23 protein-coding genes are annotated in these 25186 nt (G+C 64.5%); 12 read left to right on the top strand and 11 right to left on the bottom strand.

Annotation, left to right across the window (positions count from 1 at the left end; translation table 11 throughout):
* Positions 1-30 precede the first annotated feature (30 nt).
* Entirely contained in the window at positions 31-954 is a 924-nt protein-coding gene (locus tag HV786_RS17510; RefSeq protein WP_128829546.1) for a LysR family transcriptional regulator, read from the top strand.
* Positions 955-999: 45 nt separating this feature from the next.
* Here HV786_RS17510 and HV786_RS17505 read toward each other — a convergent pair whose 3' ends face one another.
* Positions 1000-1911, bottom strand: a complete 912-nt coding sequence (locus tag HV786_RS17505; RefSeq protein ID WP_128829547.1) for a LysR family transcriptional regulator — start codon at positions 1909-1911, stop codon at positions 1000-1002.
* 173 nt (positions 1912-2084) lie between these two features.
* Here HV786_RS17505 and msuE point away from each other — a divergent pair, with 173 nt between their 5' ends.
* From msuE to HV786_RS17490, 3 genes are all read left to right on the top strand, one after another.
* Positions 2085-2666 carry an FMN reductase gene (gene msuE, locus HV786_RS17500; RefSeq protein ID WP_128829548.1) on the top strand — a complete coding sequence of 194 codons (582 nt, stop codon included), beginning with the start codon at positions 2085-2087 and terminating at the stop codon, positions 2664-2666.
* Positions 2667-2772: 106 nt separating this feature from the next.
* Positions 2773-3753, top strand: a complete 981-nt coding sequence (locus HV786_RS17495; RefSeq protein WP_128829549.1) for a DUF1852 domain-containing protein — start codon at positions 2773-2775, stop codon at positions 3751-3753.
* A 26-nt stretch (positions 3754-3779) separates the two neighbouring features.
* Positions 3780-4808 carry a methionine synthase gene (locus tag HV786_RS17490; RefSeq protein ID WP_128829550.1) on the top strand — a complete coding sequence of 343 codons (1029 nt, stop codon included), beginning with the start codon at positions 3780-3782 and terminating at the stop codon, positions 4806-4808.
* Between the two features lie 99 nt (positions 4809-4907).
* On the opposite strand, the gene HV786_RS17485 is transcribed toward HV786_RS17490, so the two are convergent.
* Both HV786_RS17485 and HV786_RS17480 read right to left on the bottom strand, forming a co-directional pair.
* The gene (locus tag HV786_RS17485) at positions 4908-5789 is read right to left on the bottom strand and encodes a DMT family transporter (protein ID WP_128829551.1); all 882 of its coding nucleotides are present in this window, start codon (positions 5787-5789) and stop codon (positions 4908-4910) included.
* A gap of 21 nt (positions 5790-5810) precedes the next feature.
* Entirely contained in the window at positions 5811-6767 is a 957-nt protein-coding gene (locus HV786_RS17480) for a bifunctional helix-turn-helix transcriptional regulator/GNAT family N-acetyltransferase (protein WP_128829552.1), read from the bottom strand.
* A 240-nt stretch (positions 6768-7007) separates the two neighbouring features.
* Between HV786_RS17480 and HV786_RS17475 the strand changes: the two genes are divergently transcribed.
* Positions 7008-8006 carry a Bug family tripartite tricarboxylate transporter substrate binding protein gene (locus HV786_RS17475; protein WP_252870358.1) on the top strand — a complete coding sequence of 333 codons (999 nt, stop codon included), beginning with the start codon at positions 7008-7010 and terminating at the stop codon, positions 8004-8006.
* Between the two features lie 87 nt (positions 8007-8093).
* On the opposite strand, the gene HV786_RS17470 is transcribed toward HV786_RS17475, so the two are convergent.
* Positions 8094-9026 carry a LysR family transcriptional regulator gene (locus HV786_RS17470; protein WP_056320668.1) on the bottom strand — a complete coding sequence of 311 codons (933 nt, stop codon included), beginning with the start codon at positions 9024-9026 and terminating at the stop codon, positions 8094-8096.
* A 116-nt stretch (positions 9027-9142) separates the two neighbouring features.
* Between HV786_RS17470 and HV786_RS17465 the strand changes: the two genes are divergently transcribed.
* The 5 genes from HV786_RS17465 to HV786_RS17445 are packed head-to-tail and all read left to right on the top strand — an operon-like array spanning position 9143 to position 14240.
* Positions 9143-9826, top strand: a complete 684-nt coding sequence (locus HV786_RS17465) for an RraA family protein (protein WP_128829554.1) — start codon at positions 9143-9145, stop codon at positions 9824-9826.
* The gene (locus HV786_RS17460) at positions 9823-11205 is read left to right on the top strand and encodes an amidase (RefSeq protein ID WP_175211364.1); all 1383 of its coding nucleotides are present in this window, start codon (positions 9823-9825) and stop codon (positions 11203-11205) included. Before HV786_RS17465 ends, HV786_RS17460 begins: the two co-directional genes overlap by 4 nt.
* A 58-nt stretch (positions 11206-11263) precedes the next feature.
* Entirely contained in the window at positions 11264-12322 is a 1059-nt protein-coding gene (locus HV786_RS17455; protein WP_128830303.1) for a TRAP transporter substrate-binding protein, read from the top strand.
* 16 nt (positions 12323-12338) lie between these two features.
* Positions 12339-12947 (top strand): TRAP transporter small permease subunit, encoded by a 609-nt coding sequence (locus HV786_RS17450; RefSeq protein ID WP_128830302.1) that lies wholly within the window; start codon positions 12339-12341, stop codon positions 12945-12947.
* Between the two features lie 3 nt (positions 12948-12950).
* Positions 12951-14240: a TRAP transporter large permease gene (locus HV786_RS17445; RefSeq protein WP_142051803.1), complete on the top strand. Its 1290-nt coding sequence runs from the start codon at positions 12951-12953 to the stop codon at positions 14238-14240.
* A 47-nt stretch (positions 14241-14287) separates the two neighbouring features.
* On the opposite strand, the gene HV786_RS17440 is transcribed toward HV786_RS17445, so the two are convergent.
* The 7 genes from HV786_RS17440 to urtA are packed head-to-tail and all read right to left on the bottom strand — an operon-like array spanning position 14288 to position 20702.
* A complete protein-coding gene (locus HV786_RS17440; RefSeq protein WP_128828575.1) occupies positions 14288-14620 on the bottom strand; it encodes a zinc ribbon domain-containing protein in 333 nt (110 codons plus the stop codon).
* A 9-nt stretch (positions 14621-14629) separates the two neighbouring features.
* A complete protein-coding gene (gene fmdA / locus HV786_RS17435) occupies positions 14630-15859 on the bottom strand; it encodes a formamidase (RefSeq protein WP_128828576.1) in 1230 nt (409 codons plus the stop codon).
* A gap of 29 nt (positions 15860-15888) precedes the next feature.
* The gene (gene urtE / locus HV786_RS17430) at positions 15889-16581 is read right to left on the bottom strand and encodes an urea ABC transporter ATP-binding subunit UrtE (protein WP_128828577.1); all 693 of its coding nucleotides are present in this window, start codon (positions 16579-16581) and stop codon (positions 15889-15891) included.
* Positions 16582-16595: 14 nt separating this feature from the next.
* Positions 16596-17339, bottom strand: a complete 744-nt coding sequence (gene urtD / locus HV786_RS17425; protein WP_108696590.1) for an urea ABC transporter ATP-binding protein UrtD — start codon at positions 17337-17339, stop codon at positions 16596-16598.
* The gene (gene urtC / locus HV786_RS17420) at positions 17336-18457 is read right to left on the bottom strand and encodes an urea ABC transporter permease subunit UrtC (protein ID WP_128828578.1); all 1122 of its coding nucleotides are present in this window, start codon (positions 18455-18457) and stop codon (positions 17336-17338) included. Before urtC ends, urtD begins: the two co-directional genes overlap by 4 nt.
* Before the next feature lie 10 nt (positions 18458-18467).
* Positions 18468-19385 carry an urea ABC transporter permease subunit UrtB gene (urtB, locus tag HV786_RS17415; RefSeq protein ID WP_056320639.1) on the bottom strand — a complete coding sequence of 306 codons (918 nt, stop codon included), beginning with the start codon at positions 19383-19385 and terminating at the stop codon, positions 18468-18470.
* Between the two features lie 54 nt (positions 19386-19439).
* Entirely contained in the window at positions 19440-20702 is a 1263-nt protein-coding gene (gene urtA / locus HV786_RS17410; RefSeq protein ID WP_152383164.1) for an urea ABC transporter substrate-binding protein, read from the bottom strand.
* A gap of 196 nt (positions 20703-20898) precedes the next feature.
* On the opposite strand from urtA, the gene HV786_RS17405 reads away from it, so the two are divergent.
* Positions 20899-24291 (top strand): hybrid sensor histidine kinase/response regulator, encoded by a 3393-nt coding sequence (locus HV786_RS17405; protein ID WP_128829770.1) that lies wholly within the window; start codon positions 20899-20901, stop codon positions 24289-24291.
* On the top strand, positions 24260-25168 hold the full coding sequence (locus tag HV786_RS17400) for a response regulator transcription factor (RefSeq protein ID WP_128829769.1): 909 nt from the start codon (positions 24260-24262) through the stop codon (positions 25166-25168). Before HV786_RS17405 ends, HV786_RS17400 begins: the two co-directional genes overlap by 32 nt.
* Positions 25169-25186: the final 18 nt, after the last annotated feature.

The following is a 25186-nucleotide window of genomic DNA, read 5'->3' as shown; positions in this document are numbered from 1 at the left end:
ATTAACGCGTAATAAAATCAGGGGCCGCGGATGAACCTTCAGCAGCTCGAACACTTCCTCGTGCTGGTCGAAACCCGCTCTTTCAGCCGCGCGGCAGCCAAATTGCATCTGACGCAGCCAGCGCTCAGCCGCAGCATCCAGGCGCTTGAAGACACGCTGGGCGGACGTCTGCTGGAACGCGACAAAGGGAAAACACTGACGGCGCTGGGCGAGCTGGCCATCGTGCGCGCGCGCAGAATTCGCGTCGAACTTGCCGAATTGCGCCGCAGCGCCAGCCTGCTGGCCGACTATGCGGGGGGCTCGCTGCGGTTGGGACTGGGCCCGACACCCACCGCAATCCTGTCGCTACCGCTGCTGCGCGAGATGAAGGAACGCTACCCGGCCATCAAGCTGCTGCTGAGCGGCGGCACGCCCGAGATGCAGGTCCAGGAGCTACGCGAAGGCGCGGTGGACGCCCTGGTGGTGCATCGCAATCACATCCCCGCAGACGCCGACCTGCACCTGCGCTTCTTCCCGCGCACCCCGCTCGGCTTCGTGGTGCGCGCAGGCCATCCGCTGGCGGGCAAGAATGGCCTGGATTTCGACGCGCTGCGCCGCTACGCGGTGGCGGCCAGCGGCCGCGCCATGAGCGACGAAGTGCTGCACCGGCTCAACGCGTATTTCGGTCCGCCGGTCCACTTCATCGACGCGATCCAATACCAGTCGAATGACATCCAGGCGCTGGTTGATCTGGTCCGCACCACCGACACCGTCTTCTTCGGCGTGCTGCGCGTGGCGCAACCGGCCATCGCGCGCGGCGAACTCGTGCATGTCGACGTGCGCCCGGCGCTCGAGCTGTCGTCGCAGTTCGTCTTCGTCACGCTCGAGGGCAAGACCTTGCCCCCGGCACTGCTTCGGCTCAGCGAGCTGTGCACGCGGTACATGTCAGGCGCTGAAGATCCGCTGCCTGCCTGATTACTTCTTCTTGTTGAGTCGATCACGCTTGCGTGCTCGATGATTTCACCGCGTGGCAGAGGCGGCACTCGCAGCCGCAGGCTGACGCGCCATCTCGATGAACGCTCGCTGGTAATCCAGGGCGTCATCGGCCTCGCGCGATCCCAGAAAGATCTGCTTGGCGATGCCGCGCGGGCCCAAGCGCACCGGCACCAGATCCATCTTGACCGCGTACTCCTCGACCAGCCAGCGCGGCAGCGCCGCCACGCCGCGGCCGCTGGCCACCATCTGCAGCATGATGTCGGTGGTCTCGATCGCCTTGTGCCGCTTGGGCGTGACGCCCGCCTTCAAAAGGAATTGGTTGTAGATGTCCAGACGCTCGATATCGACGGGATAGCTGATGAGCACTTCCTGCGTCAGTTGCTCGGGCTTCACATACGCGACGGATGCCAAGGGGTGGCCCTTGGCCACCACCAGCACCTGCTCGTAATCGAACACCGGTTCAAACTTCAATCCCGGCTTGAACAGCGGGTCGGGCGTGACCAGCAGGTCGATTTCGTAGCCGAAAAGCGCCCCGATGCCGCCAAACTGAAACTTCTGCTTCACGTCCACATCCACGTCCGGCCACGCCGCAAGATAGGGCGCCACCACCTTGAGCAGCCACTGATAGCACGGGTGGCATTCCATGCCGATGCGCAGCGCGCCGCGTTCGCCCTGGGCGAACTGGCCCAGCCGCTCTTCGGCCAGGTCCAGCTGCGGCAACACCCGGTTCGCCACCGCCAGCAGATACTGGCCGGCCTGCGTCAGGCGAAGCCGCCTTCCTTCGCGCAGCCAGATATCGGTGCCCAGCTGCTGCTCCAGCTTTTTCATGCTGTGGCTCAGCGCCGATTGGGTCAGGTTCAGCACGCCCGCGGCGGCCGTCAAGGAGCCCTGTTTCTCGACCTGCTGCACGATGCTCAGATGGATGCGCTCAAGCATTTATATGATCCAGATTCATGGATTTGTGAAATAAAACCATTTTACGTCATGGATATTGATCTTTAGCATTGCATTCTTTGTTTGCCGCTGTGCTGCGCAAGTTGACCTGATCAACGCGCAAGTTCCATGGCAAGTCGACCTCTTTCGTGCCGATTGGCTCCATGGAAGCAAAGATGACACCCCCCCTGCGACTGGTCGCCGTTTCCGGCGGCATGCAACGTCCCTCCAAGACCACCGCCCTGGCAGAGCAGTTGCTGGCGCTGATCGCCAACGAAATTCCCTGCGAACCCCGCCTGGTCGAAATGGGCCGGCTGGCGCCGCAGCTTGCCGGCGCGGTGTGGCGCTCGCAGTTGCCCGACACGGTCGAGCGCGAGCTGGTTGCGGTCGAGCAAGCCGATGTCCTGGTGGTGGCAACGCCCGTCTACCGGGGCTCCTACACCGGCCTGTTCAAGCACTTCTTCGATTTCATTCATCAGGACGCCTTGATCGACAAGCCCGTCCTCTTGGCCGCGACCGGCGGCAGCCAGCGTCATGCGCTGGTGATCGACCACCAGTTGCGGCCGTTGTTCAGCTTCTTTCAGGCGCGCACCTTGCCGCTCGGCATCTACGCGACCGACGAGGACTTCGTCGACTACCGCCTGCAGAACGACGCACTGATCCAGCGGGCCGGCCTGGCGGTCCAGCGCGCCCTGCCGCTGGTCGAACTGACGCGGCATGCGCGCGCCGCCGCGGCCCAAGAAGCCCTGGCGGCCTGACGCCGGGCCACCCTTACCGATCGTCGAACACGCAGCGTGACAGCACACGCTGATCGCGCCGGCAACGAATTCACGTTTATCGCAGCATTTTTGGCATCCGACACCCATGAGCAACGACTTCACCTTCAGCATCAAGAGCATCCGCTTCGATGAGAACTATCAGCCGTCGGACAGCACACGCATCACGACCAACTTCGCGAACCTGGCCCGCGGCGCCAGCCGCCAGGAAAACCTGCGCAACACGCTCAAGATGATCGACAGCCGTTTCAATGACCTGGCGCATTGGGACAACCCCACGGGCGACCGCTACGCCGTTGAACTGGACATCATCACCGCCGAGATGACGCTGGGCGAAGACGGAAGCACGTTTCCGCTGATCGAAATGCTCAAGACCAACATCGTCGACAAGCAAACGGACAAGCGCATCGACGGCATCGTGGGGAACAACTTTTCTTCCTACGTGCGCGACTACGACTTCAGCGTGCTGCTGCCCGAATTCAACGACAACAAAGCCACGTTCAGCACGCCGGAAGATTTTGGCGACCTGCACGGCAAGCTCTTCAAGCACTTCGTGCAATCGCAGGCCTACCAGGCGCAATTTGCGAAGCCGCCGGTCATCTGCATCAGCGTCTCCAGCAGCAAGACCTACCACCGCACCGACAACCACCACCCGATCCTGGGCGTGGAATATCAGCAAAGCGAATTCTCCTCGACCGATCACTACTTCGAGAAGATGGGCCTGCAGGTCCGCTACTTCATGCCGCCCAACAGCGTGGCGCCGCTGGCGTTCTACTTCCAGGAAGACCTCTTGGGCGCCTACACCAATCTTGAACTCATCGGCACGATCAGCACGATGGAAGCGTTCCAGCGCATCTACCGGCCGGAAATCTACAACGCCAATTCCGCGGCTGGAAAGCGCTATCAACCCAGCCTGAAGAACCAGGACTACTCGCTGACGCAGATCGTGTACGACCGCGTCGAACGCAGTCAGCTCGCCATCAAGCAGGGCAAGTTTGCCGAGACGCACTTCATCAAGCCGTACAAGCACGTGCTTGATCAATGGGCTGCCAGCTACTCCCATCAATGAACCGAAAACAGACGGACACTATCGCCATGAAAAAAATCTTGCCCACCTCGACCGCCGGCAGCCTGCCCAAACCGTCCTGGCTTGCCCAGCCTGAAAAGCTTTGGTCGCCCTGGAGCCTGCAAGACGAACAGCTGGCCGAAGGCAAACGGGATGCGCTGCTCCTGGCCCTGAAGGAACAGGAACTGGCCGGCATCGATATCGTCAGCGACGGCGAGCAGACGCGCCAGCACTTCGTCACCACGTTCATCGAACATCTGGACGGCGTTGACTTCGAAAAGCGCGAGACCGTCCGGATCCGCGACCGCTACGACGCCAGCGTGCCCACCGTCGTCGGCGCCGTCAGCCGCCAGAAGCCGGTGTTCGTCGAAGACGCCAAATTCCTGCGCCAGCAGACGAAGCAGCCCATCAAATGGGCGCTGCCCGGTCCCATGACCATGATCGACACGCTGTACGACGCCCACTACAAGAGCCGCGAAAAGCTGGCCTGGGAATTTGCCAAGATCCTCAACCAGGAAGCGCGCGAACTGGAAGCCGCCGGCGTCGACATCATCCAGTTCGACGAGCCTGCCTTCAACGTTTTCTTTGACGAAGTGAACGACTGGGGCGTCGCCACGCTGGAGCGCGCGATCGAAGGCCTGAAGTGCGAAACCGCCGTGCACATCTGCTACGGCTACGGCATCAAGGCCAACACCGACTGGAAGAAGACGCTGGGATCCGAATGGCGCCAGTACGAGGAGTCGTTCCCCAAGCTGCAGAAATCCAGCATCGACATCGTGTCGCTGGAATGCCAGAACTCGCACGTGCCCATCGACCTGATCGAACTGATCCGCGGCAAGAAGGTGATGGTCGGCGCCATCGACGTGGCCAACCACGCCATCGAAACCCCCGAGCAAGTCGCCGCCACGCTGCGCCAGGCGCTCAAGTTCGTGGATGCCGACAAGCTGTACCCGTGCACCAACTGCGGCATGGCGCCGCTGCCGCGCGCGGTGGCCAACGGCAAGTTGAAGGCGTTGAGCGCGGGCGCGGAGTTGGTTCGTAACGAACTTTCGGCTTGATGTAGCCGGTCGCAGACGGTGCGCGGAGATGATGCGCACCCTGCGAATCCCACGGTGACGGCGGCCAGGCCGCCGTCACCGTCAGATAGAACAGGTTGTTCAGTTCGCCTCAGGCCTTCGTGTCGCAATGACCAGTCCCGCGCAAACCATCGCGAGCGCAACGAGCACCGTCATCGGCGCAAGCCGCTGCGACAGCAGCGACTCGATGAGCGCGGCGGTCACCGGACCCAGGGCTTGGAAGGCCGTGACCTTGCTGGCAGCCAGCCTGCCCAGCGCCCACAACCAGCAAAAATAGCCCACCCCGCTCGACAAGCCAATGAACACGACGTTGACCCACTGAAGCCGATTCAGCGAGGGAACCAGCGGCTGCGAGGTGAGCACGCAGAATCCCAGCAGGAACACCACCGCGGCAACCATCGCGAGCCGGCAGGTCGCAAGCGCCGGATAGCGGCGCAGATAGGGACCGTACAGGATGCTTGTCACGGCACCGACGATCGTGGCGGATACCAGCGCCACCATCCCCCAGCCGTTGTGCGCCACGCCCGCCGCGGACGCGGAAGGCGACAGCAGCAGATACGCAACGCCAGCCACTGCGGTGCACACGCCAACCAGACCTCGGCCACTGTATGGCTCCTTGCCGGTGATCACCGCCAGGCACATCGTCACGAGCGGCATCGTGGCAAACACCAGCGCGCACACGGTTGCTGACACCGTCAACAGCGCATGGTTGAGCAACAGCACCAGCACGGCGAACTGGAAAACGCCCAGCGTGGCGATGGCAATTGCATCCTTGACCATGAAGGTCGTGCGTACGGCCGGGCCCAACGGCAACAACAGGACCGCCGCACCGATCAGATAGCGCAGGAATGCAAGTGTTGCGGGCGAGATGGCGCTGGACACCACGCTTGTGGAAACCATCGCCGCGCCCACGAGCATTCCCACCGTCGCGGCGGCGGCAATTGCGGCGCGCCCGGTGCGCATGGCAGGTCGGCCGCGCGGGTATCAGGCCGTGGGCTTGACGCGGGTGAACTGCTGCTCGGTGACGATGCTGCCCCACTGATGGCCATCTTCCTCATGCACAAGCTTGAATCCCACGGACTCATACAACTTGCGCGCCGCATCCAGGCCTTTGAAGGTCCACAACTGGCACGCCGAGAAACCGAACCGGTCACAGAAGTCCAGCGCCGCACCGATCAGCTTGCGGCCGGTTCCGCTGCCCCGGCATCCGTCATCCAGGATGAACCAGCGCAGGTGCGCCTGGCGATTGCCCAAGTCTTGCCCATCTATGGCGATGGAGCCGACAATCCGGTCGTTCTGAATCGCCGTCCACACCCCATTGCACGGCTCGCCGAGCCGCCCCGCGAACTCGGCGATTCCCGTGGCCACCTGGCTTTCGAAGAACTGGCCAAAGCCCGAGTGCCGCGAATAGAAGGCCGCATGCATCTCGGCCACGCGTCCCACCAGACCGGGCCGATAGCCGGGCACGATCTGCACGGTATCGCGGACCGCCGCGGATTGCGCCCCACGGCTCGCCTTGAGCGCCCTGGCGTACTCCGACAACCCTTGCGCGACCGCCTGCTGTTGCGAGGGATTCAAGTGCGCCATCGCCGAGGTGACCTGATTGCGGCCGTATGCATGGATTCTCTTGACCAACGCCTTGCCTTGCCCGGTCAGCGTCAATTGCTTCAGACGCGCATCCTCTGCGCTTGCCGACTCGGCAATGTCCCCGGCCGCGATCAGTTTGGCCAGCATGCGGCTCACGCTGGATTTTTCCAGGCCAAGCGCAGTGACCAGATGGGCCGCCGCCACCCCGCCTTGGGCATCGATTTCCAGCAACGCGTGCACGGCCGAGGCGGAGTAGGCGGTGCCCGCCAACGTCGGCCGCATGAAGCCCAGTTCGCGCACGATGGTGCGCGATGCGGACCGGATTTCGTCGATTGATTTGGCGGGCATCTGCATGGCGCGTCCATTAGGTTGTATTGCACAACCATAATGTTGCGCACTACAACCACCCTGTCAAGCTGCGAGCCACGCCGGGATTACCCGTAATAACAAAAATCTCTCAATTCGGCGGGCATTTGTGATTACTGACGGCCCAACCCTGCGTGCTAATTTTCCCTTCGGTCGACAGACCGTTTCATAACACCCAAGGGGAATCACACCATGCAAGCCGTGGGAAAAGCATGCCGCAAGGCAGGGATGGCTTCGTCCATTCGCCGCACGTTTCTGAAGTCGATGGCGCCGGCGCTGATCGCCGGCGTGGCCCTTGCCGTTTCCGCCGCGCCGGTGCAGGCCGCGGACTTTCCGGGCGACAAGCCCATCAGTCTGGTCGTGCCGTTTCCGGCTGGCGGCGGCACCGACTTCATCGGCCGCCTGCTCGCCGCGGAAATGGGCAAGGCGCTCAAGAGCACCATCGTGGTCGAGAACAAGGGCGGCGCCAATAGCAACATCGGGACCGCCTACGTGACGCAGGCGCGACCCGACGGCCACACGCTCCTGGTGTCGGGCGTGGGCATCGCCACCAATCAAGGGCTCTACAGCAAGCTGCCTTATAAGCTCGATCAGCTCGACCAGATTGCGATCCTTGCCTTTGGCTCTGACGTGCTCGTGACCGCGCCGGGATTTCCGGCCAAGACGCTGGCCGAGTTCGTCGATCTGGTGCACAAGGCGCCTGGCAAGTACTCCTACGCCTCGTCGGGCAACGGGACCACCGGTCACCTGGGCATGGAAATGCTCAAGCAACGCGCCAAGCTGGACATCATGCACGTGCCTTACAACGGCGGCTCGGCTGCGATCAACGATGTGCTGGCGGGCCGCGTCGACGTGCTGTTCGTCAATCAGGACACTGCGCTGCCGCACGTGCGCGCCGGCAAGCTGCGCGCGCTGGCCATTGGCAGCCCCCAACGCAATCCCACCTACCCCGACACGCCCACCGTGGCCGAGAGCGGTTACCCAGGCTTTTCTTCCGAGTACTGGTTTGGCCTGTCCGCCCCGGCTGGCCTGCCCGCGCCGGTGTCCCAGAAACTGTTCGAGGCCACGCGCACCGCCATGCAGTCGCCCGCCATCCAGGAGAAGCTGGGCGCGGTCGGCCTGGTGATTCCGCAGCTCACCGACCCCAAGCAGTTCGTGACGCTGGTGGATGCCGAAGTCCAGAAGTGGGGCGAGGTCGTGCGAGTGTCAGGCGCGCGGATCGATTGAATCCCACGCCGCGCGGCGCGAACCCGCCGCGCCGCACGCGATGGCATCACGCCGTTCGGGGCCGCGCAAGCGGCCCCTTTGTCATGCCTATGCCTTGCGGACAGGCGTGGGATCGGCCTCGATGGGCGCCAGGAAGTTCAGGCGCGTGAGGGTGTCGCGCGTGATGTCCACGATGGAATCGATGTGCGCGCCGTGCGAGGCCGTCAGGTACGAGATGTAGAAGCGCGCCGGCGGGATCGGCGGATCGGCGGGCAAGGCGCGCAGCACGCCCATGGTCAGCATGTCCTGCAGCAGCGGCACGGGCAGAATGCCGATGGCGTGGCCGGCCGCGATCAGACGCGAGATCAGCGCCAGCGAGTTGGTGGTGCTGGGACCCGACATGTCCACCCCGCCCGAGGCCAGCCAGTTCTCGACCACGGTGTACAGCGTCGAGGGAGGTGAGTGCGTGGCGATGTGATGGCCACGCGCGTGTTCCGCGCGAAAGGGATCGGCCGTGATGTGCAGCGTGGGCGAAGCGACCCAGTGAAATGTCATCCAGCCGATGAACACGTCGGTGATGGTGTCGCCCGTGGCCGGGTTGGTCAGCAGCGCCATGTCCAGCTCGCCCGCGTTGAGCTTGCTGTTCAGCACTGAACCCACGTCCACCGTCATCTCCAGCGCCAGCGTGGGATAGTGCTCCTTGAGCTGCGCGATCACGGCAGTCAGGCCCACGTTGGCCGAGCACTCATCCGCGCCCAGCCGCAGCTTGCCGCCCAGGCTGCGATCCTTGCCAAAGTGTTCCAGCTGCCGCGTGCTGTGCAGCGCGCTTTCGGCATGACGCAGCGCCGACTGGCCCACGTCGGTCAGGGTCACGCGCTGGCGCGAGCGGTCAAAGAGCTGCACTTCCAGCGCGCCTTCAAGTTCGCGCAGGCGGGCCGACACCGCCGGCTGCGTCACGTGCAGATGGCGCGCGGCCGCGTGGATACTGCCCAGCTTGGCGGTCCAGTAGAAGGCCTCAAGCTGGCTTAGGGTTATCCGCATGATAAGAACTCTTTTTCAAACTGCGCCGAAACTTTGATTATTGGCCCGGAAAGCCCGCGTGATACCTTTTTTTCACCGGCTTTCAGAGCCTTTTTCATTGTAGTGAAGACGACGCGATGTATCTGATTCATCCCCTGCCCGAGGCCTTGCCCCCCGAGGATCTGGCGCTGTTGCTCAAGGCCGAGCCGGCCACCATCGGCCACTTCCAGACCACCGGTTTCATGCGCGGCGACATCCGCGCGCACCAGCCGGATGTGCGCATTGCCGGGACTGCCGTGACGGTGCGCATGCCCGGCAACGACGGCGGCATCCTGCATCACGCGATGGGCTGCGTGCGGCCCGGTGACGTGCTGGTGATCGACCGGGCCGGCGAAGCGGTGACGGCAGCCTTCGGCGGCGCAATGGCCTACGCCGCCAAAGAGGCCGGCGTGGCGGGCATCATCGTCGACGGTCTGGTGACCGACCTGGGCGAACTGCGCCAGCACGGCATGCCGGTATGGTCGCGGGGGCCGTCGCCCATCACCACGCGCCTGCTGGGCCATGAGGGCGAGTTCTGCGGCACGATCCATTGCGGCGGCATAGCGGTGCAGCCCGGCGCGGCCGTGCTGGCCGACGAGAACGGTGTGCTAGTGCTGGACCGCCGCGCCGTGCGCGCCGCCGCACAGCAGGCCATCGGCTTCCAGACGCAGGAACAGACCACGCTGGCGCGCCTGCGCGCCGGCGAGAAATTCCCCGACATCGTGGGCTCGCGCGCGCTGATCGAACGCGCCATCGCGGCGGGCCAAGGAGCACTCGCATGAGCATCGATCTCACCATCACCGACCTCGCGCCGCGCCTGCGCCGCCGCGAGCTTCGCGCCGAAACGCTGGTGAGCGACTACCTGGCCCGCATCGCAGCGCTGGACGGCTGGCTGCATGCCTATGTCGCCGTGTACGCCGACGAGGCCCTGGCGGCCGCGCGCGCCGCCGACCTGCAGATGGACCAGGGCATCTGGCTTGGCCCGCTGCACGGCGTGCCGATCGCGTTGAAAGACCTGATCGACATCGCCGGCCGGCCCACCACCATCGGCTCGCCCATCCACGCCAAAACCATCGCCTCAAGCACGGCCCAGCTGGTGCAGCAGCTGCAGCGCGCCGGCGCCATCATCCTGGGAAAGACCCACATGGTGCAGTTCGCCATGGGCGCCTGGGGCCCGAACCAGCACATGGGCACGCCGCGCAATCCGTGGGACGACCGCGTGCACCGCATCCCCGGCGGATCAAGCAGCGGCTCGGCGGTCGCGGTGGCTGGGCGTCTGGCGCCCGCCGCCATCGGCACCGACACCGGCGGCTCGGTGCGCGTGCCCGCCAGCTACTGCGGCATCACCGGCCTGAAGCCGACCGTTGGCCGCATCTCGTCGCAGGGCGTGGTCACGCTGAGCCAGACCCTGGACAGCGTCGGCGTGTTCGCGCACAGCGCGGCCGACGCGCGCCTGTTGTTCGACGTGCTGGCGCCCGCCACGCCCGGCGAGTGGCACGAGCCGCTCGACGCCTCCCGCTTCGGCATTGCCGGCGCGACGCTGGGCCGTCTGCCCGACGCGTTCCTGGCCGACGTAACGCCGGCGGTTCGCCAAGCCTACGAGGCGTCCATCGCGCTTTTTGACAGCCTGGGCGCGCAGATCGTCGAGATCACCCCGCCCGCCACGCTGGCCGAATTCAAGGCCGTGACCGGCGACATCATGATGACGGAAGGCGTGGCCTCGTTCGAGCGCGAGATGACCGACCTGGACCTGCCCGTCGACGACTCGGTGCGTCCGCGGATGCTGGTCGGGCTGGAAGTCTCTGCGGTGCGCTACCTGGCCGCGCTGCGCGAACGCGATCGCCTGCAGGCCGCAATGCAAGCGCGGCTAGCGGGCGTGGCCGGGCTGCTTACGCCCACCACGCTCACCACCGCGCTGCCGCTCGATGAGGTGGATCACGGCAACGCGCCGGTGCAATACACGCGTATCGGCAACCTGCTGCAGATGTGCGGCGTCTCGGTGCCCAACGGCCGCGACGACGCGGGCCTGCCTACCGGCCTGCAGATTCTTTGCCCGGGCGGCGAAGACCGGCTGGCGCTGTACCTGGCCGAAGTCTTCCAGCGTCATTCCGATTGGTATCGCGTGCGCGCCAACCCGTGCACGCCAACGACCGTGGCATAACCCGATGCCGCGGCGGGGCGCACGCACCGCGCGCGCCCATACACAACAGGGGGGAAACATGAAACGAAGCATCCTGGCGGCGCTAATGGCGTCTGCCGTGACCGCGCTCGCAGTTGCCGGACCAGCAAGCGCGCAGACCGCCGCCTTGCCCGAAACCCACTTCGCGGTGGTCGGCGGCGGCAGCCACAACTACACCTTCGGCGCGGTTGAAAAGCCGTTCTGGGAAAAGACCCTGCCCGAGGCCTCCGGCGGCCGGGTCAAGGCCGAGCTGATCGGCCTGTCCGAGAGCGGCCTGAAAGGACCCGAGATCGTGCGCCTGATGCGCGCCGGCGCGCTGGACGTGGGCATGGGCGTGTTCGCCTTCGTGAGCGGCGACGACCCGACCTTCGAAGGCGTGGATCTGCCGGGCATGGCCACCGACTTTGCCACTGCGCGCAAGATGGTCGCCGCCTACCGGCCGGTGCTGGAGCAGCGCATGCTCAAGCGCCACGGTGTGCGGCTGCTGGCCACCGTGCCGTACACGGCCCAGGTGTTCTTCTGCCGCACGCCGGTCACAAGCCTGTCCGACCTGAAGGGCCGAAAGGTGCGCACGCGCGGCAGCAACATGGCCGAGTACGTGCGCGCGCTGGGCGCCTCGCCGGTGACCATTGCGTTTGCCGAGGTGATTCCCGCCCTGCAGACCGGCGTGGTCGATTGCGCGGTGACCGGCATCGGCTCGGGCAACGCGGCCAAGTGGTACGACGTGGCCAAGAACCTCTACCTGCTGCCGATCGACTGGTCCATCGGCTTTTACGCCATTGCCGAACGCCGCTGGCAGAAGCTCGATCCCGCCGTGCAGCAGTTCATGCTCAAGGAAGCGCAGGTGCTCGAAGAACGCCTGTGGGACGAGACTGGCCGCGAGGGCGGCTACGCGCTGGCCTGCAACACCGGACAGGGCGAATGCCGCATCCACAGCCAGGCCGACATGCAAGCCACAGCACCCACCGAGGCCGAGCGCGCCACCCTGCGCGAGGTGGCCACCGACATGGCAAGCCGCTGGGCCAAGCGTTGCGGCGACGAATGCGCCGCCAATTGGAGCGCCTCCGTCGGCCAGGCGCTGGGCGTCACGCTGCGCTGAACATCAAGGAACTCTTATGACGACAGAAACGCATGGTTCGCTACGCCTGCTTGATCGTGTGGCCCGCATCGGCGCCTGGATAGGCGGTCTGGGGCTGCTGCTCGTGTCCTGGCTCATCGTGGCCGACCTCGCCGCGCGCAAATTGGCCGGCGTCTCCCTTGGCGGCGCCGACGAGCTGGCCGGGTACACCCTCGCCGTGGCGAGCGCCTGGGCCTTCCCCATCACCTTGCTGCGCCGCTCGCACATCCGCGTCGACGTGGTCTACACCCACCTGCCCGCCAAGGCCCGCGTGGCGCTGGACCTGTTCGCGCTGGCATGCCTGGGCGTATTCGTGGGCACGCTGACCTGGCACGCGTGGTTCGTGCTGGCCGACTCCATCGCCTTCCAGTCGGTGTCCAACACGCCGCTGCAGGTGCCGCAATGGATCCCGCAGTCGCTTTGGTTTGCCGGCTACGCCTTCTTCCTCTTCACCATCGTGGTGCTGGGCGCCTGCGCGCTTGGCCGCGTGATGCGCGGCCGCTGGCAGGCGGTCAATGCGCTGATCGGCATCCACTCGGTGGAAGAGGGCATCGAAGAAGAAACCGCCGACGCGCCCGTGCCGGCGCGCACGCAACCCCAGGAGTGAGCCATGTTGATAATGACGATTTCCATGCTGCTCGGCCTCTTGGCGCTGAGCGTTACCGCCGCCGCCACGGTGGGTCTGTTGGGCATGAGCCTGGCCGGCGTCTACTCGCCGCTGAAACTGACCAACGCCATCGGTGAACTGGCCTGGGGCACCAGCGCCGAATTCCTGCTGGTCGCCATTCCGCTCTACGTCCTGATGGGCGAACTGCTGGTGCATTCCGGCGTGGCTGGCCGTATGTATGGCGCCGTGTCCAAGTGGGTGTCGTGGCTGCCGGGCGGACTGATGAACGCCAACATCGGCGCCTCCGCCATGTTCTCGGCCACCAGCGGTTCAAGCGTCGCCACCGCCGCCACCATCGCCACGCTGGCCCTGCCCGAGCAGCGCAAGTCGGGCTATAACGCGCCGCTGTTCCTGGGCTCGATAGCCGCGGGCGGCACGCTCGGCATCCTGATCCCGCCGTCGATCAACATGATCGTGTACGCGCTGATTGCCAACGTGTCGGTGCCCAAGCTTTACCTGGCCGCCACCTTGCCCAGCATTCTTCTCACCACGCTTTTCATCGCACTGATCGTCGGCCTGTGCCTGTGGCGGCCAAGCCTGGCCGGCAAGCGCCCGACGGTAAGCTGGGCTGAACGCATCGCGGCGCTTCCGCATCTGGTCCCGCCGCTTGCCATCTTCGCGCTCGTCATCGGCGTGATCTACGGCGGCATCGCCACCGCCAGCGAATCGGCCGCGCTCGGCGTGGTGGCCGCCACCCTGCTGTGCGCCTACAAGCGCGTGTTGACTTGGGAGATGCTGGGCCGCGCCTTCGAGGCCACGCTGCGCACCACCGGCATGATCATCCTGATCACGCTGGCCGCGTTCTTCCTGAACTTCGTGCTGTCCTCCATCGGCCTGACGACCCTGCTGGTCAATGCCGTGACCAGCCTGGACCTGCCGCCGCTGGGCATGATGCTGGCCATCATCCTCTTCTACCTCCTGCTCGGCTGCTTCATGGACACGCTCGCCATGCTGGTCACCACCGCGCCGCTCACCGTGCCCATCGTCATGGCGCTGGGCTACGACCCGGTGTGGTTCGGCGTGATGCTGATCGTGCTGTGCGAAATGGGCCAGCTCACGCCGCCCTTCGGCATGAATCTGTTCGTGGTGCACAGCGTGCGCGGCCAGGGCAAGTTCATGGACGTGGTGGTGGGCGTGCTGCCGTTTCTTGCCATGCTGCTGCTGATGATCGTGCTGCTGCTGGCCGTGCCGCAACTGGCGCTGTGGTTGCCGGGGCAGATGTCGACGCTGTGAGGGCGGGGCGTGGCAAGGCCAGCCCCGGCTCGCCTTGCCTTCCGTCTTCAGTGACTGATCATCCAAGGCCGGGCGCCAGCGAACGTCTTGCCGCCGTCGGCGGTCTGACGCGTCCGGCCCGCGGCGTTCGCGCCTGAGCAACAACTGCACCCCATGCCGTGGCCGCCCCGCGTGCTGCGGGGTTCATGGGCGGCGCGTTCGTTGACGGCGCGGGCGCGGTTCATTGCCGAGGACAGCGCCGAGACCGCGGGTGCGCCGCTGACGAAGCGCTCGCAGGAGACGCCGCAATCGGGGCAGGACGCGGGGTCACGCCATTGCGATAACGGCCTCAGAACCGAGAACTCGCCGCAGTCCTGGCAGCGATAGTCATAGAGCGGCATGCCGGCTCCTTAAAGGTCTTTGGCAATGGGCATGTCCATGCCGCGCTTGATCTGCGGCACGTCGCCCAGCGCATTGGGCTGGATGTCGATATCGAAGATCTCGGTCGGCAGCCACAACGTCGCGCACGCATTGGGAATGTCCACCACGCCGCTGATGTGGCCCTGCACCGGCGCCGTGCCCAATATCGAATACGCCTGCGCGCCCGAATAGCCAAACTTCTTCAGATATTCAATGGCGTTCAGGCAGGCCTGGCGATAGGCGATATGCACGTCCAGATAGTGCTGCTTGCCGCCTTCGTCGACCGAAATGCCTTCGAAGATCAGGTAGTCCTTGTAGTTGGGCGTGATGGGGCTGGGCTTGAAGATGGGATTGCGAATGCCGTACTTGGCCATGCCGCCCTTGATGAGAGAGACCCGCATGTGCACCCAACCCGCCATTTCGATGGCGCCGCAGAAGGTGATCTCGCCATCGCCCTGCGAGAAGTGCAGGTCGCCGACCGACAGGCCGCCGCCTTTGACGTAAACCGGAAAGAACACCCGGGATCCGCGCGACAGGTCCTTGATATCGCAATTGCCGCCGTGCTCGCGCGGCGGCACGGTGCGCGCACCGGTGGCGGCGGCACGATCGCGCTCGGCGCCCTTGAGCTTGCCCATGTGCGCCGTCTTGGGCGCGGGGGGATTGGCCAGGGGTGGCACGCGGTCGGGGTCGCTGTCTATCAGCTTCTGTTCGCGCTCATTCCACTTGTCCAGCAGCGCCTGATCCGGCAGGCAGCCGATCAGGCCCGGATGGATCAGGCCGGCGAAACGCACGCCAGGAATATGGCGCGAGGTCGTGAACATGCCTTCGAAATCCCAGATCGACTTTTGCGCCGACGGGAAGTGTTCGGTCAGAAAGCCGCCGCCATTGTTCTTGCTGAAAAAGCCATTGAAGCCCCACAGGCTTTCCTGCTTGGCGCCGATATCCAGCAGATCCACCACCAGCAAGTCCCCGGGCTCGGCGCCTTCGACGCCGACCGGGCCAGACAGAAAGTGCACCGTGGACAGGTCCACGTCGCGCACATCGGAGGCGTCGTCATCGTTCTTGATCGCGCCGCCGGTCCAGTCGTAGGTTTCGAGCACGAAATCATCGCCCGGCCGGACCCACGTCGCCATGGGGATATCGGGATGCCAGCGATTGTGCACGCCTTCGTTTTCGTAGGGGGATTGGGCCAGGTCGACCTTGATCAGGGTTTCAGGCATGTCATGCTCCTTTTGGATGGACAACGGCTTCAGACAGACAGGTATTTGCTGATCGTCTTTTCGTCCACGCGCCCGCGCGGGTCTTCGTGCACGAAGCGGCCCTTGTCGATCACGATGAGCCGGTCGGCGATCTGCATGGTGAAACTCAAGACTTGCTCGGACACCACAATGGCCAGGCTGCGCAATTTGCGGATTTCCAGCAGGCTACGGGCGATGTCCTTGATGATGGACGGCTGTATGCCCTCGGTGGGCTCGTCCAGCAGCAGCACGCGGGGGTTGGTGACCAGGGCGCGCGCGATGGCAAGCTGCTGCTGCTGCCCGCCAGAAAGATCGCCCCCACGCCGGCCGCGCATCTCGTGCAACACCGGAAACAGCGCGTAGATGTCCTCCGGGATGGTGTTGCGCAATGCCCGCCCGCGCATGCCGGTACGGATGTTTTCCTCGACAGTGAGGGTCGGGAAGATCATGCGGCCTTGCGGCACGTAGGCCACGCCGCTGCGCACGCGCTGATGGCTTTCCAGGCGTTCCAGCGCCTTGCCATCGAGCGAGATCGAGCCCTGCATGGCGGGCAGCATCCCCATCATGGTATTGAATAGCGTGGTCTTGCCCATGCCGTTTCGCCCCATCACGGCGACGATTTCACCGGGGGCCACGGCCAGATCGACACCGTGGATGACTTTGCTTTGCCCATAGCCCGACACCAGGCCAGCGATATTGAACATATTGCCTCCTGGCCTTAGTGGCCGAGATAGACTTCAACCACGCGCGGATCGGATTGCACCTTGTCCATGCTGCCCTCGGCCAGCACACGGCCCTGGTGCAGCACCGTGACCTTGTGCGCGATGTTCTTGACGAACTCCATGTCATGCTCGATCACGATCAGCGATCGATTCCGGCTGATTCGATTGAGCAGTTCGGCCGTGCGTTCGCGCTCGGACACGCTCATGCCGGCCACAGGTTCGTCCAGCATCATCAGCTCGGGCTCCTGCATCAGCAGCATGCCGATCTCCAGCCATTGCTTCTGGCCGTGCGAGAGCAGCTCCGCCGAGCGGTCAAGCTGGTCGGCAAGAAATATCTCTTCGGCCACCTGTTCCACCCGCTCGATCACGGCCGCGCTGCGCCTGAAGGTCAGCGCGCCCAGCACGCTGCGCCCGGCCGGAAACGAGACTTCCAGGTTTTCCCGAACGGACAGGGTTTCATAGATGGAGGGCGTCTGGAATTTGCGGCCCACGCCGGCGCGCACGATTTCGTACTCGGCCAGACCGGTCAGCTCGGTATCCTTGAATCGGATCGAGCCCGCGGTCGCCTTGGTGCGGCCGCAGATCAGGTCCAGCAGCGTGGTCTTGCCGGCGCCATTCGGGCCGATGACCACGCGCAGCTCTCCTTGGTCGACGTACAGGTTCAGGTCGTTGACGGCGACAAAGCCGTTGAACGACACGGTCAGGCCTTCGATGTACAACGCGAATTCTGACGGGTTCATGCTGCCTCCGCGGCGCCATCCGCCTGCTGGCGCGATGCTTTACGCGCCAGGCGCTTCTGGGTGTATTGGTGATACAGACCGGCCAGCCCGTTGGGAAACGCCATCACGACCGCAATGAACAGCCCGCCCATCAGGAACAGCCAGAGCTGCGGGAAACTCTCGGAGAAATAGCTCTTGCCGAAGTTGACCAGCAGCGTGCCGTAGACCGCGCCCAACAAGGACAGCCGGCCGCCGACCGCGGCAAAGATGACCATTTCAATGGATGGCACGATCCCCACGAAGGAAGGCGACATGAAGCCGACCTGCAAGGTGAACATGGCGCCACCGATCGCCGAGAACACGGCGGCCACGCAGAACACGAATACCTTGAAGCTGGCGACGTCATAGCCCGAGAAGCGCACGCGTTCCTCTTTGTCGCGCATGGCCATCAGAAGCTTGCCCAGTTTTGACGAAAGCAGGTAGCGGCCGAACAGGATGCACGCGAACAGCAGCACACCGTTGATGAAATACAGCACCAGCCGGGCGCTGTCCGTGCGAATATCCCAGCCCAGCAACGTCTTCAGATCGGTGATGCCATTGACGCCCCCCGTCCAGCCTTGCTGGCCGATGATGAGCACCGACAGGATCAGGGCCACGGCCTGCGTCACGATGGCGAAGTAGGTGTCGCCCACGCGGCGCTTGAACATGGCCGCGCCCAGAATCAACGCCAGCAGGCAGGGCAGCACCGGCACCGCCATCACGGTGAACCAGAAGCTCTTGAAGGGCACCCAGAACCAGGGCAGCGACGTCAGCTGGTTCCAATCCATGAAGTCCGGGATACCGGGCGTGGATTGAATCTTCGTGGCTTCCGGCGTCGAGGCTTCCAGCTTCAGAAACATCGCCATGCAATACCCGCCCAGCCCGAAGAACGCCCCCTGGCCCAGGCTCAGGATGCCGCCATAGCCCCAGCACAGCACCAGGCCCAGCGCCACAAAGGCATAAGACAGGTACTTGCCGATCAGGTTGAGCCGGAAGACGTCCAGGGCCAATGGAAACACCACGAACAGCAGCAGCGCCAGAATGGCCAGCCCTGCCAGCCCTTCGCGCCCGCCGATCACGTTGTGAAAGAATTTCTGCATGATGCGCCCCCTACCTGCGTACCTTGATGCTGAACAGGCCTTGCGGGCGCAGCATCAGAATGATCACGATGGCCGACAGCGTCAGCACTTTGGCCATCGAACCGGTCATGAAGAACTCGGAGATCGATTGCGTCTGCGCGATGACAAAGGCCGAAGCGATGGTGCCGAACAAGCTGGCCGCGCCGCCAAACACCACCGTCAGGAACGTATCGACGATGTAGAGCGAACCGCTGGTCGGGCCGGTGGAACCGATCGTCGTGAAAGCGGCGCCGGCAATCCCGGCAATCCCGCAACCCAACGAGAACGTCACGCGGTCCACACGCTTCGTATCGATGCCCACCGCGCCGCTCATGGCGCGGTTCTGCACCGTCGCGCGCACGTGCAAGCCCCAGGTCGACCGGAACAACGCCAGGAGCAGCGCGCCAGTCAGCACGATGCTGATGGACATGACGAACAGGCCATTGATCGGGATGTCCACCCCGTCCAGCGGCTGCCAGGATCCCATCAGCCAATCGGGCAGCGTGGGGCTGACTTCACGCGGACCGAACAGCGAACGCAGGGTCTGCTGCAGCACCAGCGACAAGCCCCAGGTCGCCAGCAGCGTGTCCAGCGGCCTGCGGTACAGATGACGGATCATCAGCCACTCGGTCAGCCAGCCCAGGCTGAAGGTCACCGCGAAGGCCAGCAGGATGGCGACAAAGAAGTAGGCCGGCATCAGGCCCGGCGCGTACTGCTGGACCAGTTCGGAACAGAGGTAGGTGCAATAGGCGCCCACCGCCAGGAACTCGCCATGGGCCATGTTGATGACGCCCATCTGGCCAAAGATGATCGCCAGGCCCAGGGCCATCAGCAACAGCACGCTGAAGACCGATAAGCCATTAAAGCCCTGCATCAGCAGGATGGCCCCAAGATCGGAGAAGGATTCCATGGATGGCTCCCGGCAGTGGAAAGGGCGTCGCGCGCGGCGCCCGGATCGACGTGATTACTGATAACCCTTGGGGAAGGGATCGGGCTTGATGAGCTCCGGGGTCTCGAAGATCACGTCGAACTGGCCGTCCTTGCGAATCTGGCCGATGCGGGTCTTGCTCCACAGATGGTGGTTGGGGTCGATCTTGACGTAGCCTTCGGGCGCTTCCTTGAATTCCAGTCCAGCCGACGCGGCGACCACTTTGTCGACATCGAAGCTGCCCGCCTTCTCCACCGCCATCTTCCACAGCCAGGGTCCCAGATAGGCCGCCTGGGTCACATCGCCGATCACGGCGTCGGCGCCATACCTGGCCTTGAAGGCCTCGACGAACTTCTTGTTGTTGGCATTGTCCAGGCTCTGGAAATACTTCATGCAGGACCAGAAGCCCTCGGCGTTTTCACCGCCAATGCCCAGCAGTTCATCCTCGGTCACCGAGATGGTCAGGAGCTTTTGCTTGCCGCTCGTGACGCCAGCCGCCTTGAGCTGCTTGTAGAACGACACATTGCTGCCGCCCACCACCACGGCGAACACCACGTCGGGCTTTTTCAGCTTGATCTTGTTGATCAGCGAGCCGAACTGCGTGTGGCCCAGCGGGTAGTATTCCTCGCCGACCACCTCACCCTTGAGCACGTTCTCGATGTGCTTGCGGGCAATCTTGTTGGACGTGCGCGGCCAGATGTAGTCAGAGCCGATCAGGTAGAAGGAACGCGCCTTCTTCTCGCGCGACAGCCAGTCCAGGCTGGACAGGATCTGCTGCGTGGCCTCCTGCCCGGTATAAAAGACGTTCTTGGACTGCTCCAGGCCTTCATAGAAGGTCGGGTAGTAGAGCAGGCCGTTTTCCTTTTCGAACACCGGCAGGACCGCCTTGCGCGACGCCGAGGTCCAGCAGCCGAACACCGTGGCGACCTTGTCGCTGACCAGCAGTTTGCGGGCCTTTTCGGCAAACGTCGGCCAGTCCGAGGCGCCGTCTTCCTGGATGATCTTGATCTTGCGGCCCAGAATGCCGCCCATTGCGTTGATCTGCTCGATGGCCAGGCGCTCGGATTGAATCGACCCCGTCTCACTGATGGCCATGGTGCCGGTCGCCGAGTGCAACTGGCCTACCGTGACTTCGGTGTCGGTAATGGCCAGGCCGGTGGTGTTGATGGCCGACGTGGCCGGCGCAGCGGCCCGCGACAGCGCCGGTATGCCCAGCAGCGGCAGGGAGGCAAAAGCCAGGGCCAGGCGCCGGCGCGAGGGCAGCTCCGGGGCATTATCAAAAGGGGTTTTGCCAGACATCGATGACTCCTCAGTGGATCACGACCAGGGAAACCGAGCATGCGCGGCACATGCCGCAGCCCGGAGGGTGAGGGCATACTAGGAGCCTATGACGCACTGCAACATACGTTGATTGACGTAGAGCCACCGCCGCCCCCAGGGCGTTACAACGGCATCTACGTTCAATGACGTATCCCCACCTTCCGCGGAGCCCGATTTGTCTGCCAGCGCGCCCCAACGCATCGTCAAGATCCGTCGCGACTACAACACCTGGGTCGCCAATGAGACGCTGGAAGACTATGCGCTGCGTTTCACGCCCGTGTCGTTTCGCAAATGGTCCGAATTACGGGTCGCCAATACCGCGCTGGGCGCCGTGTCGTTCCTGGCGCTGGAAGCCATCGGCGGCGCGCTGGCGCTGAACTACGGCTTCGTCAATGCGTTCTGGGCCATCATCGCCGTGGCGATCGTCACCTTTCTGACCGGGTTGCCGATTGCCTACTACGCGGCGCGCCATGGTCTGGACATGGATCTGCTGACGCGAGGGGCCGGCTTTGGCTACATCGGCTCGACCATTACCTCGCTGATCTACGCCTCCTTCACCTTCATCTTTTTCGCGCTGGAGGCGGCCATCATGGCGCTGGCCATCGAGCTGGCCACCGGCCTGCCGCTGTCCATCGGCTATCTCTTGTGCGCCGTCGTCATCCTGCCCATGGTGGCTTATGGCATTACCTTCATCAGCCGGCTGCAATCCTGGACGCAGCCGATATGGCTGGTGCTGCTGCTCTTGCCCTATGCGTTCATCGCCTGGCGCGATCCCGGGACATTGCAGGAGTTCCTGCGGTTTCCGGGCTACGACGGCCGGGGCGGCAATTTCAATCTGCTGATGTTTGGTTCGGCCGTTGCGGTTGCCGCCTCGCTGGTCACGCAGATCGGCGAGCAAGTCGACTTTCTGCGCTTTCTGCCCGAACGCACGGCCGCCAACCGCACGCGCTGGTGGCTCGCCCTTGTCTGCGCGGGTCCGGGCTGGATCGTGCCCGGCGCGGCCAAGATCCTGGGCGGGGCCTTTCTGGCCTGGCTGGCCCTGTCCCTGGGCACGCCGCCCGACAAGGCGGGCGACCCCACGCATATGTATCTGGCGGCCTATACCTATGTCGTCAGCCATCCCGGGCTGGCGCTGGCCTTGGTAACGGCCTTCGTGGTGATCTCGCAGGTCAAGATCAATGTGACCAATGCGTATGCCGGCTCGCTGGCCTGGTCCAATTTCTTTGCCCGCATCACGCATAGCCATCCAGGGCGGGTGGTGTGGCTGGTGTTCAACGTGCTGATCGCAGTTGTCCTGATGGAGATGGGCGTGTTCGGCGCGCTGGAGCATGTGCTGGCGGTGTTCTCGCACGTCGCGCTGGCCTGGATAGGGGCGCTGGTGGCTGATCTGGTGATCAACAAGCCGCTGGGGCTGTCGCCGGCACGGATCGAGTTCCGCCGCGCCTATCTGTACGACATCAATCCGGTGGGTGTGGGCAGCATGCTGATCGCCATGACACTGGGCCTGCTGGCCTTTGCCGGCGTGTTCCCGGGCACGGCGGGCGCGCTGGCGCAGGCCTTGTCGCCGTTTGTCGCCTTGCTGGCGGCCTTTGTCTGCGCACCGGTCATCGCCTGGCGCACGCGGGGCCGCTACAACCTGGCGCGCACGCCGGTCGATGTCGCGGGTTCCGATCATGTCTGCGTGATCTGCGCCAATCGCTTCGAACAGCCGGACATGGCGCATTGCCCGGCCTACAACGGGTCCATCTGTTCCTTGTGCTGCACGCTGGACGCCCGCTGCCAGGATCGCTGCAAGCAGCAGGGACGCTTGAAGGATCAGGTCCAGGCGGTCCTCACCCGTGTGTTGCCGGCGCGGGTCACACCGCTCTTGCATAGCCGCCTGGGCCACTACCTCCTGATTGTGATGGGGATGGGCGCACTGCTGGCCGGCATTCTGGGCTTGATCTACTACCAGGAGGTCGCCAGTCACATGCGGGGCGGGCTGGACCCCTCCGGCTTGCGGCCGACCTTCCTGAAGCTGTATGCCGCCTTGTTGCTGATCGGCGGCGTGGCGGCCTGGTGGCTGGTGCTGGCCCACGAAAGCCGGCGCGTGGCGCAAGAGGAATCAGATCGCCAGACCCATCTGCTGCTGCGCGAGATCCAGGCGCACAAGCAGACCGACGCGCAGTTGCAACAGGCCAAGGAGGCGGCTGAAAGCGCCAATCTGGCCAAAAGCCGTTTCATGGGCGGCATGAGCCATGAGCTGCGCGCGCCCTTGAACAGCATTCTGGGTTACGCACAGATTCTGCAGCGCGACCCCGGCTTGCCACCGGCGCGGCGCGAGGCGATCGACGTGATTCATCGCAGCGGCAAGCATTTGATCGGTCTCATCGACGGACTGCTGGACATCGCGCGCATCGAGGCCGGCCGGCTCAGGCTCGAGAACAGCGAGCTGCGCCTGCCCGAGTTTCTGGAGCAGATCGTGCAGATGTTCAGGCCGCAAAGCACGCTCAAGGGACTGACCTTCTGCTATGAAGCGGCCGAACTTCCCGCCATCGTGCATATCGACGAAAAGCGGCTGCGGCAGATTCTGATCAACCTGTTGAGCAACGCGCTCAAGTTCACCTCGGCAGGACAGGTGTCGATGCGCGTCAAGTCGGCCGCGGATATGGTGTTGTTCGAAGTGGAGGACACCGGCCGCGGCATACCGGCCGAGGATCTCGAACGGATCTTTCTGCCCTTCGAGCGCAGCTGGGCGGGGGTCGAGCAGGCCGATTCCGGCACGGGCCTGGGGCTGACCATCTGCCGCATGCTGACCGGCATCATGGGCGGCGAGCTGACAGTGCGCAGCGTCGTCGGCCGCGGCAGTGTGTTCACGCTCAAACTGTTCCTGCCGGAAGTGCGCTCGCCGCGCAGCGACGCCCGGCCCTCCGGGCTGGTGGTGGGCTACCGCGGCGAGCGCCTGCGGATTCTGACGGTGGATGACCAGCCCTCGCAGCGGCGCCTGGTTCGCGACCTGCTCGAACCGCTGGGCTTTGAGGTTCACGAAGCGCCGCACGGCGCCGCGTGCCTTGCCTGCGTGCACACCTTGCGGCCAGCGCTGATACTGATGGACGTCTCGATGCCGGACATGACCGGATGGGAAGTTGTGCGGCGCCTGCGCGATGAAGGCGTGGCCGTGCCTATCGTGATGCTGTCGGCCAATATCCTGGGGCTGGATCCGAAAGACCCGGCACAGAGCGGGCACAACGCCTTCATTGCCAAGCCGGTGATGGTCGAGGATTTGCTGAACCATCTGGGCCGTCTGCTCAAGCTGGACTGGCAGGTGGCGCCGGTCGAGGCGGCGCTGCCCGCGGGTGACCTGCATCGGGTGGCGCTGGAGCGCGAGGATGCCGAGGCGCTGCTGGAACTGGGGGCCATGGGCTACATCAAGGGCATCCAGGCCAAGCTGGAAGAAATACGGGGCCGCCGCGCCGAAACGCGCGAATTGACGGCGCATCTGCGCGCGCTGGCAGGCGAGTTTCAACTGAGTGAATTCAATCAGGTGCTTAAACACCATGTACAGCGTCACCATGCCCACGCCCGATAAGAACCTCGTCATGCTGGTCGATGATGCGCCGGACAATCTGAAAATGCTGTCCACCGCACTGGATGCGGCGGGCTATCAGGTGCTGGTGGCAATCGATGGCCAGTCGGCGATCGAACGGGTGGATTTCGTGGTGCCGGATATCGTGCTGCTGGACGCGGTGATGCCGGGCATGGACGGCTTCGAGACCTGCGCACGTCTGAAAGCGCACCCCGCGGCGGGAGATGTGCCCGTGGTGTTCATGACGGGCCTGACCGAGCCCGAACACGTGTTGAAGGCATTTCGCGTCGGCGGCGTCGACTATGTGACCAAGCCGCTGGACCCGGACGTGGTGGTGGCCAGGCTGCGAACGCATCTGCGCAATGCGCGCAGCCTGTCAGCCGCCTTTGACGCGATCGATGCGGCCGCACGCGCCGTGGTGGCGCTGGACGCGAGCGGGCTGCCGATCTGGAAGACGGGCAAGGCGCGGATCTGGTTGGCGGCGTATTTTGGCTGCGCGGAAGATGCGTCAGAGCTGCCCGCGCCCCTGGCGGATTGGGTGGCGCGCAACCTGAAGGCCGGCCCGGCGGCTGAGCCCTTGGTGCTGGCTAGCGCGCGAGGGCGTTTGACCTTGAGTCTGTCGGCATCCCGGCGCAGCGGCGAAACGCTGCTGCTGTTGCAGGAAACGGCGCCGTTGGCCACGGCCTACGGCCTGACGCCGCGAGAGGCCGATGTGCTGCGCTGGCTGGCCAAGGGAAAAACGAATCGGGACATCGCCGAGATACTGGGCATGTCGCCACGAACGGTGAATAAACACCTGGAACACATCTACGTCAAACTGGGCGTGGAAACGCGCGCGGCGGCGGCTGCGCTGGCGGTGCGGCAGGGAGAAGCGTTCTGACGCGGTCAGCGTCGCCGT

It is taken from the genome of Achromobacter mucicolens, from assembly GCF_902859725.1.
GTDB classification, from domain to species: Bacteria; Pseudomonadota; Gammaproteobacteria; order Burkholderiales; family Burkholderiaceae_B; genus Achromobacter; species Achromobacter mucicolens.
This window is presented reverse-complemented; position numbering and strand designations above follow the sequence as displayed.